The organism is Nonomuraea sp. NPDC049758 (genome assembly GCF_040674635.1).
GTDB lineage: Bacteria > Actinomycetota > Actinomycetes > Streptosporangiales > Streptosporangiaceae > Nonomuraea.
In genome coordinates, this window is record NZ_JBFAMZ010000043.1 from 1 (window position 1) to 12,715 (window position 12,715).

General features: G+C 67.2%; 13 protein-coding genes and 1 pseudogene. 10 read left to right on the top strand and 4 right to left on the bottom strand.

The window, feature by feature from the left end; genetic code table 11:
• Positions 1 to 101 precede the first annotated feature (101 nt).
• Positions 102 to 407 (top strand): annotated as a pseudogene (locus tag AB0J46_RS50165) (IS3 family transposase); the annotation flags it as partial.
• 504 nt (positions 408 to 911) lie between these two features.
• Here AB0J46_RS50165 and AB0J46_RS50170 read toward each other — a convergent pair.
• The 3 genes from AB0J46_RS50170 to AB0J46_RS50180 all read right to left on the bottom strand — a co-directional run bounded on the left by AB0J46_RS50170 (position 912) and on the right by AB0J46_RS50180 (position 4,079).
• Entirely contained in the window at positions 912 to 1,514 is a 603-nt protein-coding gene (locus AB0J46_RS50170; protein WP_364344017.1) for a hypothetical protein, read from the bottom strand.
• An 87-nt stretch (positions 1,515 to 1,601) separates the two neighbouring features.
• Positions 1,602 to 3,098: a hypothetical protein gene (locus AB0J46_RS50175; RefSeq protein ID WP_364344020.1), complete on the bottom strand. Its 1,497-nt coding sequence runs from the start codon at positions 3,096 to 3,098 to the stop codon at positions 1,602 to 1,604.
• Positions 3,099 to 3,266: 168 nt separating this feature from the next.
• Positions 3,267 to 4,079, bottom strand: a complete 813-nt coding sequence (locus AB0J46_RS50180; RefSeq protein ID WP_364344023.1) for a TetR/AcrR family transcriptional regulator C-terminal domain-containing protein — start codon at positions 4,077 to 4,079, stop codon at positions 3,267 to 3,269.
• A gap of 62 nt (positions 4,080 to 4,141) precedes the next feature.
• On the opposite strand from AB0J46_RS50180, the gene AB0J46_RS50185 reads away from it, so the two are divergent.
• From AB0J46_RS50185 to AB0J46_RS50225, 9 genes are all read left to right on the top strand, one after another.
• On the top strand, positions 4,142 to 4,354 hold the full coding sequence (locus AB0J46_RS50185) for a hypothetical protein (protein WP_364344026.1): 213 nt from the start codon (positions 4,142 to 4,144) through the stop codon (positions 4,352 to 4,354).
• Complete coding sequence (locus tag AB0J46_RS50190) at positions 4,351 to 4,800, top strand: hypothetical protein (protein WP_364344029.1); 450 nt, start codon at positions 4,351 to 4,353, stop codon at positions 4,798 to 4,800. Before AB0J46_RS50185 ends, AB0J46_RS50190 begins: the two co-directional genes overlap by 4 nt.
• The gene (locus AB0J46_RS50195) at positions 4,800 to 5,189 is read left to right on the top strand and encodes an integrase core domain-containing protein (protein WP_364344032.1); all 390 of its coding nucleotides are present in this window, start codon (positions 4,800 to 4,802) and stop codon (positions 5,187 to 5,189) included. Before AB0J46_RS50190 ends, AB0J46_RS50195 begins: the two co-directional genes overlap by 1 nt.
• 99 nt (positions 5,190 to 5,288) lie before the next feature.
• The gene (locus AB0J46_RS50200) at positions 5,289 to 5,729 is read left to right on the top strand and encodes a tyrosine-type recombinase/integrase (RefSeq protein WP_364344035.1); all 441 of its coding nucleotides are present in this window, start codon (positions 5,289 to 5,291) and stop codon (positions 5,727 to 5,729) included.
• Positions 5,730 to 7,152: 1,423 nt separating this feature from the next.
• Entirely contained in the window at positions 7,153 to 8,229 is a 1,077-nt protein-coding gene (gene pstS, locus AB0J46_RS50205) for a phosphate ABC transporter substrate-binding protein PstS (RefSeq protein WP_364344037.1), read from the top strand.
• Between the two features lie 109 nt (positions 8,230 to 8,338).
• The gene (locus AB0J46_RS50210) at positions 8,339 to 8,623 is read left to right on the top strand and encodes an inorganic phosphate transporter (RefSeq protein WP_364344040.1); all 285 of its coding nucleotides are present in this window, start codon (positions 8,339 to 8,341) and stop codon (positions 8,621 to 8,623) included.
• Positions 8,620 to 8,814, top strand: a complete 195-nt coding sequence (locus AB0J46_RS50215) for a hypothetical protein (protein ID WP_364344043.1) — start codon at positions 8,620 to 8,622, stop codon at positions 8,812 to 8,814. Before AB0J46_RS50210 ends, AB0J46_RS50215 begins: the two co-directional genes overlap by 4 nt.
• 177 nt (positions 8,815 to 8,991) lie before the next feature.
• Positions 8,992 to 9,273 (top strand): inorganic phosphate transporter, encoded by a 282-nt coding sequence (locus AB0J46_RS50220; RefSeq protein WP_364344046.1) that lies wholly within the window; start codon positions 8,992 to 8,994, stop codon positions 9,271 to 9,273.
• A 139-nt stretch (positions 9,274 to 9,412) separates the two neighbouring features.
• Positions 9,413 to 12,172, top strand: a complete 2,760-nt coding sequence (locus tag AB0J46_RS50225; RefSeq protein ID WP_364344049.1) for an AAA family ATPase — start codon at positions 9,413 to 9,415, stop codon at positions 12,170 to 12,172.
• On the opposite strand, the gene AB0J46_RS50230 is transcribed toward AB0J46_RS50225, so the two are convergent.
• Entirely contained in the window at positions 12,132 to 12,695 is a 564-nt protein-coding gene (locus AB0J46_RS50230; RefSeq protein WP_364344052.1) for a ferritin-like domain-containing protein, read from the bottom strand. The two genes, AB0J46_RS50225 and AB0J46_RS50230, sit on opposite strands and share 41 nt — an antisense overlap.
• Positions 12,696 to 12,715: the final 20 nt, after the last annotated feature.

Genomic DNA, 12,715 nt, shown 5'->3' on the forward strand with positions numbered 1-12,715 from the left:
CGCCCCCGTAAAAACACTCGGCTGGCATACTCCCGCCGAGGCGTTCAACGAGCGTCCAGGCTTGCTGACAGGCAGTGTTGCAACGACTCCTTGAATGCGAGCAATACACCTCCATCGCCTTCGGCCGGCGCTGTAAGCAGGCCGGCGTCCGCCCGTCCACGGGCCGCACCGGGACATGCTTCGACAATGCGATCACCGAGAGCTTCTTCGCCTCGCTGGAGTGCGACCTTATCGACTGGTGCACCTTCCGCACCAGGTCAGAGGCCGAACGAGCCCTGTTCAGCTACATCGAAGGGTTCTACAACCCACGCCGCCGCCATTCCGCCAACGGCCAGCTCAGCCCGGCCGAATACGAACGTCGACACACGCTCAAGAACGCCCAAGCCCTCGACTATGCTGCCGCGTAGTCACAGGCCCTGACGTGTCCATCGAACCGGGGCAACTTCACCCGGCGCGGACGGCACGCTGGTGATGCCGACCGACAAACTCCCCGGGCCGGGCGCGTACGCGGCGTACTATCTCCACAACGACGGCTACACGGTCCTGGCGGGCCCCATCCGCTTCACCGTGACCTGACGTACCGGGCGACGCCGGCCGGCCTCGGCCGGCGTCGCCGACGAGAGCGCTCACGCGCGTCCTGCGGAAATGTCGGCCGGGCCGGGGAATCTCGCGAACGGTACATGTTCCACGGTCTCGGCCGATCGGCATGCCCAGCCGTGCGACGCCCAGGCCGTGCTCACTGCCGGCGGCTGTCGTACGGGTGAGCCGACCGAGCTTCCCTTTGGCCCATCGAGGCCGGATCGTCTGACTGCTGTTCTCCAGAGCGTGCGCGGGGCCCTCCGGTACCGCCCTTTACGAGAACGAAGTGCCGCTTGACATGCTGGGGAAACTCGTTCATGCGTTCATCGACGTCATGCTTCGTGTTGAATGTGGTACAGGGTTCGCGTTGTCGCGAACCAGGCGCGGTCGATGAAGCGGCCGGTGATCCGTCCTACCATGCACATGTAGCGGTCGAAGGCCTCAGCGTCGCTTATGTCGTCGGTGAGTTCCAGTCCGTTCGTGTACGCCTCGAACTCGGGGACCTCCATCCATCCCCCAGGGGAGGACGGTGGGAATATCTCTCCGATGTATTCGCCGTCACGGGTGTAGAGAAGCTTGCCGGGATCGGCCTCTTCCACGAAATAGGCTTCGAGTACGCGATGCTCTCCGGCGCTCAGCGCCTCTGTCAGGTGTGGCGGCACCGTCACGCCGCTGAGGGTGAGGATGGTCGACCACCCCGCCGAATGCTTTCCCGCCCAGATGATGAGTTTCCCCGGGCCGGCTTCGTATGACTGCATGGCTGTCTCAAAGTCACACGAAGTGCCGTCTCGGGGATCGACCCCCAGTCGTCGGGCGATCTCGTTGCCGTCTTCCGTGTCCACCCATTGGCAGCTGAACCAGGATTCCAGGCCGTGTTCGGCCAGTAGGTCCCACTGACTTTCCTCGGGAAGAGCGCGATCGGGGTTCTGCATCATTGGCCTCTTGTTGGTTGGTCTGCGGACGGTGAGGGTGTCGGCCCGTACCTGACCAACACCCCCACTTTGATACACCGACGAAGACGGCTACGGCACGACGCTCACCCAGAAGGCGTGATGGGTGGCGACATGGTATTTGTCATAGAAACTCTTCAGCGCGTTGCCGTGCCGTTCGTTGTGTCCGCCGTTGACGGCCCTGATGGAGTAGTGGCCTGTTCCCCTTCCGTTGCCGCCCGCTCCTTGGTAGGTGGAGGCGAAGGGATACTCGTCGCACTCCAGTCTGGTGTCCCGCATCCTGCCGCCGGCCCACGGCATTCCTTCGGGGTTCTGCGCCGCCGGGTATTGGTCCCTGAAGTAGTACTTGCAGTAATTTGTTGCGGGCGTTTTGCTCCAGTGCATCATTTTGGTCGTCCCGACGTCCATGTGCATCTCAACGTTGGAGAAGAAGTTCCTGTTGAAGCTGTTGGTTCCTGCGGGACGCTTGTTCAGCGGCGGACTGGAGGCGACGTTCCAGTTTCCGGGGATCGTCTTCGGCTGCTCGGATCCGTTCCAGTACTTCGTGGGCGGATACTCCGGCTTCGACCAGTCGTGTCCTGGCCGAAGCGGGGGCGACGTGTACCCGTTGACGCTCGGGTCCAGGGCAGATTTGATGTGCCTGGTGACCTCGGCGAATTCGGGGTTCTTGCCCTCCGACATCTCGAAGACCCGGTGCGCCCTGTCGTTGACGCATCCGCCGGTGTGATTGATGACCTTGTCCCGATCGCACCGGTAGTAGGGGGCGGCGAGAGTGCTGAGGTCGCCTGGCAGCCGTGAGTAGCCATGTCGGGCCACGCCGAGCCGCTTCCCCTGCGTGCCCACTATTTCCGGGCTCCACAGAGGGAGATCTGTACGGTTGTCATGAAAACGGGTGAGCGTGGGCTTGATCGTGCATATAGCGTTGGTCCCTCCCGCGACGGGATTGCTTTCAAGCAGGAACATGGCGCTACTGGTGGCCTCCCATTCTCTGATCGTCTTCATGGTGCTTCCGGTGACGGACCGGCAAGGCGTCAGGTTGTCCGATGCGGTTTGCGCGTCAAATGTCAGCTTGAGCCCGCGGATCTCCGCGGAGGTCTCCGCACTGAGGGGGTATCTCTTGCCGTTCCAATACAAAGCGAAGTCGGTCAGCCGCACGAAGAGCTTCATGTTCTGTGGCTTCAGGCCGCCGCCTTCTGCGTTGGCCACCTCCGTGCCCGCTTTGTTCCCCACGTAGCTGTTGAGCACCCAGGTGGCCCAGAACTGGAAGAATATTTCACTGGGGTGGTCCAGAGTATCTTCCTCGACCCTTTCCGGAATTGTAGCCAGTATGCCGGCCTTGCCACCGCTCTTGCTCTTGCCGACTTTATTGCTGGCCCTGGTCCGCCGCTTGCCGTCCGGGCCGTCGCCGTCCTTGGTCGCTTCGTACGTGCCCATGCTGACCCAGGTTGTCCAACAGGAAGAGAACGGACGTTCTTGGATGCGGGCATAATCGATGGTCGGATGCTTGGGGGTCTGGAGACAGCCCTCCAGGTTGAGATGGTCGTAATCGAACTCCGTAGCACTGCTCAAGGCAGGAGATGCGACCTGCGAGGAATGACTCGAGGAGCTCGCGTTCTGGGCAGTCCGTCCGCTTCCACGCAACACCTCCACCGCCTGCGGAAGCCGTGCCGCCCGCACCGCGGCCGCCCAGCAGGCGGTGCCACCGCCCGGACCAAGGGATGGTGGACAAGCGGGAGGTCATCCCTTCTGCGGTCGTGAGCAAGGATCAGTGCGTCGAGCGCCAACGACATGACGTCCCGACCATACGAAGATCGTCTCAGTCGACGATCGGAGAATGTTGTGATCACGTGGAAGCGCGCTGCCGGAGTCGCGTGCATGACCCTGGCCCTTGCCGCCCCCGCCGTCCTGACCTCCTCGCCGGCCGTGGCGTCCTCCTCCATGGCTGACTGGCACCTCGATGGGTACTATCCCTCCACCACTGAGGGCTACAACGCCTGCCACAGGGACGGCGTGCGATGGGGGCGCGGCTACAAGTGCCCGTGGTTCCCGAGCAGCTGGGAGAACGGTCAGCCACACTACGAACTGTGGCTTCTCTACTGAGCGCCAGGCTCCCCGGATGCGCGAAGAAGCCGGCTTCCCGTGCCAGGACGGCGGCCTCTTCGCGTCACGCCGCCGCTGATCACGTTGGCGGCTTGTGCTCTTGGGGGATGAGGCTTGCGATGGCCGTGCAGAGCAGGTGGATGCTTCGGTGGAACTTCTCGTCCTGGCCGTGCCGGGGGCTTCCACGAAGGTCAGGGGGAAGCGGGTACGCAGGTCGGCGTACTGCTCCGGGGTGACGGCGGGGGGCTCCGAGGCGCTCTGTGCCTGGAGGACGAAGCCGGCCATGTGACTCAGGATCGTGTCGGCGGCTGTGACGCGGTGCGGTTGGGGGACGCCGGCGTCCTTGAGGGTGCGCAGGAGGCGCTCCATGAGGGACAAGCCCCCGGTGCTGAGCATCTTGGAGCTGTCGGTCAGAAGGATGGCGCCTGTGCCGTGCCAAAACTCGTCCATGGGGCATCTGGCCTGGCCTTCTATCCTCGGCACTCGTATTTCTACGCCTGCTGTATCTGCTGATGGTCCGGTTGTTCGGCTGGTTGACGCTACTCGCGCGGGGCGACACTTCCAAGGACGTGGAGATCTTGGTGCTGCGTCATGAAGTCGCCGTCCTGCGTCGTCAGGTCTCCCGACCGCGACCAGACTGGGCCGACAGGGCGCTGCTGCCCGCACTGGCGCGACTGCTGCCCACGCGGCTTCGCTTCCATCGACGCGGGCTGCTGCTGTCGTGACGCCTGGCACCTTGTTGGCCTGGCACCGCCAGATGGTCAGCCAACGCTGGACGTACCCGAACGCGACCGGACGTCCGCCGATCCCGAATGAACTGCGTGAGCTGGTGATCCGGCTGGCCAGAGAGAACCCACGATGGGGGCACCGGCGGATCCAGGGCGAACTGCTCGGCCTCGGCCATCAGACCGGGGAGGGCACCATCCGCCGCATCCTCACCGCGGCCGGCCTCGGCCCAGCGCCACGCCAGACCGCGCCGACCTGGCGACAGTTCCTCACCTCGCAAGCCTCCGGCGTCCTGGCCTGCGACTTCATGCACGTCGACACCGTGTTCCTCAAACGCCTGTACGTCCTGTTCGTCATGGAGATCGAGACACGCCGCGTGCACCTGCTGGCCTCACCTCCAACCCGAGCGGCGCGTGGACCACCCAGCAAGCCCGAGACCTGCTGATGGACCTGGGCGAGCGCGCCAGCGCGTTCAGGTTTCTCATCCGAGACCGTGACGGCAAGTTCTCCCGCTCATTCGATGAGGTGTTCACCGCCCATGGCGTGCGGGTCATCAAGACGCCCGTACGGTCGCCACAGGCGAACGCGTTCGCGGAGCGGTTCGTGGGAACGCTACGCCGTGAGTGCCTCGATCACCTGCTCATCCATGGTGAGCGGCACCTGCGTAAGGTCCTGGCCGAGTACGAACACCACTTCAACCATCATCGCTCGCATCAGGGCCGTTCGCTTCGCCCGCCGTTGCACGGTCCCAGCAAGGTGATCGACATGACTTCCCGGATCTACCGTCGAAGGACCGTCGCAGGTCTGATCAACGAGCACCACAGAGCAGCCTGATCACCCGGCAAACGCCCAGCTCAGCAGCAGTGTCCGCGTGTTGGCACCGCACACGGTCTCCTCGGCGATCCGGACAAGGGCGTTCCGCCGTGGATCGCCGTGTGGCGCTCGGTACGCGAAGGAGGCGACACCAAGACCAAGCGCTCACGGAGGTCACTGGCGCTGCCCAAGCGCTGCGTGGAAGCGCTCAAGACGCACCGAGAGCAGCAGCGGAAGGACAGGAAGGCGGCGGGCGAGAAGTGGCAGGATCACGGACTCGTCTTCGCCTCGCTCGTCGGCACACCGCTCGACGCCCACAACGTCAGACGAGCATTCCGGAAGATCGTCAAGGATGCCGGAATGCCCGCGTACTACTGGACGCCCCGAGAGATGCGGCACAGTTTCGTCTCGCTGCTGTCCGACTCCGGGGTTCGTCTGGAGGACATCGCCCGGCTCGTCGGCCACAGCGGGACGGCGGTCACCGAAGCCGTCTATCGCAAGCAGATCCGGCCCGTACTCCTGCAAGGAGCTGCGGCAATGGACACGATCTTCGCTCGGTAGTCACTCAGTTAGTCACTCACCAATGCGAAAGGGTGCCACCCATTCGAGTGACACCCTTACCGACCAGCTAAAACCTGGTCGGGACGACAGGATTTGAACCTGCGACCCCTTGACCCCCAGAACGTGGGAGTGGGTGTTCCCGCACGTCAAGCGCACTCCTGCACTGAGCTCCACATTCGCCGACCTGCATGTTGTCCCGCGAACGACATGGCGTGTGGTCCCAAACTGGTCCCAGCCTTCATCCTCTGATGCTGTGGCGGCAATGACCCAACACCCGCAAACACAGAGGCTGACTACATGCTCATGTAGAGCCAGCGATGGCAGATGGCACCGCTCCTGACCTAGACGGCCGCGGCCCCACCCCGGGTCAGGCCAGCTCAGGCCCACCGACCACTCTCAGATGTGATCTTGTTAGTGCAAGCCATCCCTTCCATCTCATAGACCGCCTCCAGACCAGCACCAGCGCCGCCACAACCCCTGATCGAGTGCAACCCGCAGGACAAGGAGGCGCTGACGTCGTACCTCCTGACCGTCACCGGCACGGGCGACGACGCGGAGACCCCCAGCCCCGGCACCACGAGCACGCCCCCGGAGCCGGAGTCCCCCGCCGAGTCCCCCACCAAGACGCCCGCCGCGCTGCCGACGGGCGGCGCGGACACCGGCGGCGGTGAGTCAGGCCCCGACGGGCGGGTGCTGGTGGCGACCGGCGCGCTGACCCTCGCCGCCGCATCCACGGGGTTACGCCTCCGCCGCCGTGCGGACGGAACCGGCTCACCTTGCCGCCGCCTTGGATGGCGCGTAGCCGGCCGTAGGGGTCGTAGGTGCAGGTCGAGGGCTGACCATTGGTGACCGAGGCCATCAGGCGGTTGCGGTCGTAGGTGAAGGCGGTCTTCTTGCCGAGGACCTCCTCTTCTCGCACGTTGCTGTTGGGGTCGTGCCCATGCCTGTCCGATGGCCTCCCGCGTCGCCCCTGCCGGTCCACTCTGCCGGACCGGCAGGGGCAAGGTCGCCCGTCCAATTTCACACCGCCCGCCTCCGGCTCGTGCCCGCACTCGTCCGGACTCTCACCGTGCCAACCCCCGCCGTCCCGAAGCCGGACAGCTCTGGAGTGAACTGCCCCGCTTCGCCGCGGTCGGCGCCGAGGCGGCCAGACACGTACGGATCGGCTATGCCCGCGCCTCGCTGCTCTCCGCCTCACCGTGCGGCGACTGGCCATCGCCCGGCAGACGCGCAGCTGTGGCAGAGGACGGAGGAAGCGAGCACGATCATGGGCGAGGTGGGATCGAGCCTGACCGGGAACTGCCGGCCAGGACATGGTTCGTCGAGCCACAGAAGGTGGCTTGGCACCAAGGAAACCGTTTATGTCCCAGGGTTTGATCGGCAGGTCACCCAACCGAATAGGACCAGTTCATAACCTCGTGGGATGCCGAGGCTGAAATGGACTGGCAAGGCTGCCCTGGTCGCCGTTCTCGTCCTGGCCGCCGGTACCGCCGCCGCGCTCGCGGCGATGTTCTTGAGCATGGGCGGCGAGAACGGCGTCCGTACCGAGCCGATCGCCGCGTCGATACACGGCTCGGGCTCGACCGCGCAGAAAGGCGCGATGGACGCCTGGGTCGCCGAGTTCCACCGCATCCATCCGGAACTACGAGTGACCTACGAGCCCAACGGATCGCAGGCCGGCATCAGAGACTTCATTGCAGGGCGCAATGCGTTCGCCGGCTCGAACGTGCCGATGAGCCCCGGCGAGCAGAAAGGGGCCGACAGGCGTTGCGCCGGTCGCGCCGAGCATCTGCCCATGGTCGTCGCGCCCATCGCGGTGGCCTACAACCTGGCTTCCGTCCCGGAACTCAAGCTCTCGCCCGCCACCCTGACCGCCATCTTCACCGGGCGTGTCACCAGGTGGAACGCGCCTGAGATCGCCGCCGACAATCGCGGTAGGCGCCTTCCGGGCACGCGCATCCACATCTTCCACCGCTCCGACGAATCCGGCACCACCCACAACTTCACCGCCTTCCTCAGGGCGGTCGGCCGCTGGCCGCAGCAACCGTCCAGGACGTGGACCGGCGCCGGGCGAGGCGTGCTGAGTTCGAGCGGGATGACAGCGGCCCTCCAGCGCACTGTCGACTCCATCGGCTACGTGGAGTACGGCTTCGCCAGCAGCGCCCGGCTCCCCACCGGCGCCATCCGCAACACCGCCGGGCAGTTCGCCACGCTGTCGCCGGACAGTGCCAGCCAAGCCCTGGAAGGCGCCACGACCGTGGGGCGCAACGGCGATCTGACGGTGGCGTTCGACTATCTGAACATGATCGATGGCGCCTACCCCGTCGTCCAGGTCACCTACGAGATCGTCTGGGCGAACAACCCGGACCCGCTGGTGCGTACCTTCCTCGACTACACGGCGAGCGACGCCGGCCAGTCCTACCTCGCCCTCCATGGATATGCCCCGCTGCCCCGACGGCTGCTGGCCCAGGTCCGCCTCCGTCTGGGGGCCACAAGCTGATCCCGGCGGAGATCGTGCCTTGCCCACCCGTCATCGATCTCAGTTCTGACGGTTGGGTGAGTTTCGGGGTGTCAGAATTAGCGGCCGCGTGAGACATCAGCAAGGGGGCGTGGACGTACACACCGTACTGCTGGCCGTCGTGGTGGCGACGGCCCTGACGTTCGCCTTCACCAATGGCTTCCACGACATGGCCAGCGCCATGGCGACCTCGATCGCCGCCGGAGCTCTCCGGCCACGTACTGCGTTGGCGTTATCGGCGATGCTCAGCCTCGCCGGCGCGTTCCTGTTGCTGAAGGTGGCCGCCACAATCGCCAGGACGTCGTGGACTCCGGCTCCATCACGCTTACCGTGGTCTTCGCCGGGCTCGTCGGCGGACTCGCCTGGAATCTGGTGATCTGGTACTTCCGTCTGCTGTCGAGCTCGTCACCCGCGCTGATCGCCAGCATCGTGGGTGCCACGATGCTGGCAGTCGGTGCCGATGCGGTCAACGGTGGGGCCTGGTGTCGAACGCCGCGATTCCTGCGCTCCTGGCCCCGCCGGCCGCGATCCTGGTCGCCGGGATCATCACATACCTGGCCTATATGATCACACGTGACATACGGTCGACCTGCGCACCTGTGGTTTCAGGTACGGGCAGATCGCCTCCGCTTCTGTGGCCTTGCTGGCGCACGGAACGAACGACGCGCAGAAGACGATATGCCTGATCACTCTGCCCCTGATCGCCGACGCAGCCTCCCTCGAGCTGCAGGGCCGCCTCTGTGGATGATCATCGCCTCTGCGTTGGCGGTCGCCGCGGGCACGTACATCGACGGTTGGCGGATCATCAGAACTCTCGGCAGGGGCATGACGGAGATTCAGCCGCCTCAGGGCTTTGCGGCCGAGTGCTCCTCCGCTGCGGTGGTCCGGATCTCCTCTCCTCGCGACTCACCGTCCGTCGTGGTGCCTGCCAGAGCACCTGCCGAAAGGTCCGGCCGGTCTGTCCGGTACCGGCCGTGGTCCCGACACGTCCGTCGATGGGCCGTGAGGCGGCGCGGACTTGCCTAATGCTCGCGATTCCTTGTCCGATCACGCCTTCCTCAGGAGAGAGGCGGACGCAGGCCCTCGATGATGATCAAGTGACGGCTATGATCGCAGCAGCCTTCGTCCTGAGCCGGTGAGGCACTGACAGACGCGCGAGGTATCCGTGGCCAGCAACGCACTCTTCGGCCGCCGTGCCGAGCTCGAAGAGCTATCCGCCTTTCTCGACGCGGCCCGGCGCCATGGCGACGCGCGGCTGCTGTGGGGTGACCCCGGTATCGGCAAGTCCGCTCTCCTGGCCGCCGCGGCCGAACTGGCCGTCACGACGGGCATGCGCGTGCTGCGGGCGTCCGGGTCGGAGTTCGAGGCCGATGTCAGCTACTCCTGCCTCAACCAGCTGTTCCTGCCGGTCGAAGCCGACCTCCGGCGCCTGCCGCCCGAGCTTCGGGAGGCGTTGTCGGTGGCGCTGGGGTTCGGTGCCGGCGCGCCCACCGACGCGCTCCTCGTCTGCAACGCCGCCCTCCTGCTGGTCAAGGGGGTCGCCGCCGAGACGCCGCTCGCCCTTCTCGTGGACGACGTCCAGTGGATCGACCGGGCCAGCGCCGTCGTGCTGGGCTTCCTCGCCCGCCGGTTGCAGGGGGTCGGCGCCGCGCTGCTGTTCTCTGCCAGGACGGGCGCGGTGAGCTCCGCGGCGCCGCGCGGGTTGACCGAGAAGGTCGTCCAGCCCCTGGATCGAGCGGCGGCGGGACAATTGGTCGACGACAACTTCCCAGGCATGCCGGTACGGATCCGGAAACGGCTGCTCGACTTGGCACAGGGCAATCCGCTGGCGCTGACGGAGTTACCCTCGACGCTGCTGGGCGCGACGCATCCGGCGGTGACGCACTCGGAGGTGGTCCCGCTCAGCGATCGGCTCCAGGCGATGTTCGCCGCGCGGATCGCCGACCTGCCCGAACCGACCCGGAGAACGCTCCTGCTGGCCGCGTTCGAGGGCACCGGCGACGTCCGAGTGCTCAGGGCCGCCCTGCCGGACGAGGCCGGGCTGGCTGACCTCGCCCCCGCCGAGCGGGCGCAGTTCGTACGCGTGGACGACGCCACGGCGCGGATCGCGTTCCGGCACCCGCTGATCAGGTCGGCGATCGTGGCCGGGTCCACGCATGAGGAACGCCGTACCGCGCACGTCGCCCTCGCCGGCGCGCTGACGGGTGACCAGGAGCGTCGCGCGTGGCACCTCGCCGCGGCCGCCACCGGCCCGGACGAGACGGTGGCGGCGCTGTTGGAGAACTCGGCGCATCGCATCATGCTTCGCGGTGACGCGTTCGCCGCGGTCGCCGCGCTGATCCGGGCGGCCGAGCTGAGCGGGACGAGCGTGGATCGGGGGCGCCGGCTCTCCGAGGCCGCGTACATCGGCGCGGAGGCGAGCGGGGCCATCGACGACGCGAAGACGCTCCTGACGGACGCGCGGCGGGCGGCTCCGGACTCCACCGGCTCGCTGCACGCGGCCAACGCGGCCGCGTTCCTGATGCTCAACGGAGACGGCGACGTCGCCACCGCCCACCGGCTCCTGGTCGGCGCCATCGAGACCGCGGAGCACGGCTACCGGGCCGAGGATCCCGCGCTCGTCGAAGCCATGCACACGTTGATGCTGCTGTCCTGGTACGGGAGCGCCTCGGAGTACTGGGAGCCGTTCTACCGCGCGCTGGACCGGCTGGAGCCACGACCGCCGGACGTCCTGTCGCTGGCGAGCCGGACCTTTCCCGACCCGGTCCGCACGGGGGCGTCGGCACTGGCGAGCAGCCAGATCATCCTCGACGCCCTCGCGGACGAGACCGACCCAACGCGCATCATGCGGGTCGGCACGGCCTCGGTCTACCTGGATCGGCTGGGCGAGTGCCGCGGGCCCTCCTGGCGGCTGGTCCGGCAGGGACGGGAGGGCGGCGCGCCCCGACGGCACCTCGGCGCGCTGATGCACCTGTGCCTGGACGACTACCTCGTCGGCCGATGGGACGAGGCCGAGGAGCTGGCCCGCGAGGGTCAGCAGGTCTGTGAGACCAGCGGTTTCTCCTTCTTCGCGTGGTACTTCCTGTACAACAGGGCGATCCTCGCCGCCGGACGGGGACGCTTCGAGGAGGCGTACGCGCTCGCCGACGAGATCACCCACTGGGCGCTCCCCCGAGGTGTGGCAGCCGCGGCGCTGTTCGCCCAGCACCCGCGTGCCCTGGCAGCGCTGGGACAGGGAGACTTCGGCGCGGCCTTCCACCACGCGGCCGCGATGAGCCCGCCCGGCGCCCTCGCCGCGTACGTGCCTCACTGCACGTGGGTCATGCTCGACCTCGTCGAGGCGGCGGTGCGGACCGGGCGGATGGTCGAGGCCAGGGCACACGTCGAGGCGATGCGGGCCGCCGACGTGGCCGCGTTGTCGACCCGGATGACGCTGATCCAGGCGGCAGCGGAGTTCCTCGTGTCCGACGACGACGGGACGAGGGCGCGGCTGGAGTCGCTGTTGTCGGGCCACGTGGCGGAACGGTGGCTGTGGGACGCCTCCCGCGTCCGGCTCGTCCTCGGCGAGAGGCTGCGTCGGGACAGGTCGGCGTCGCAGGCGCGCCGGCATCTGCTCGTCGCCCGCGACGGCTTCGCCGCGATGGCCGCCGGGCCCTGGGTCGAGCGTGCGCAGAACGAGCTGCGCGCCGCCGGCCACCGGACGGCCGAGACCTCGTCAGGCGGCCCGGCCGCCCTGACCACGCAGGAGTTGCAGATCGCCGAGCTGGCGGCGAGCGGCCTGACCAACAAACAGATCGCCGAGCGGCTGTACCTCTCGCACCGGACGGTGGGCGCGCACCTCTACCGCATCTTCCCCAAGCTCGGCGTCACCTCCCGCGCCGGGCTCAGGGATGCTCTCGCACCGGATTCCGAAGCCCCGCGCTGAGCTCGTCGGCCTGCGCCTCCTTGTCCTCCAGCAGCCGCTCCAGCAGGCGCCGGGTGGTGGGGTCGTCGGCCCCGACCCAGCGCACCGCCTCCTGCAACGACTGGACGAGGATCCGCGCCCCCACCAGGTCCTGCGTCACGATGCCGGTGAGATCGCCGTCCTGGAACGTCTGGAAGATGATGCGCGAGCGCGCCGGGAGGTGCCGTGGGTCGTGGTCGGCGGCGAACCCGAGCTGGGCGATGCGGGTCGCGAGCAGCCTCGCGCCGGCGCGGTCACGGTCGGCGCAGCCGTGCAGGAACTCCGCGACCGCCCGGTGCGACGGCCCGCGGACGAGCAGGGCGTGCTGCTCGTACTGCAACGAGGACACGACCAGGCTGGCCAGCAGCACGTTCAGCAGGTGCGCGACCGCTTTCAGCTCGGCCCGGTTCGACGGCGTGACCGCACCGTCGTCCGGGTCGAACAGCGCCCGGTCCCGGACCTCCCGCATGCGCAGGACGGCCGGCGGCTCTGGAGGACTCGTCACGTGTCGATGGTCGGGCACGC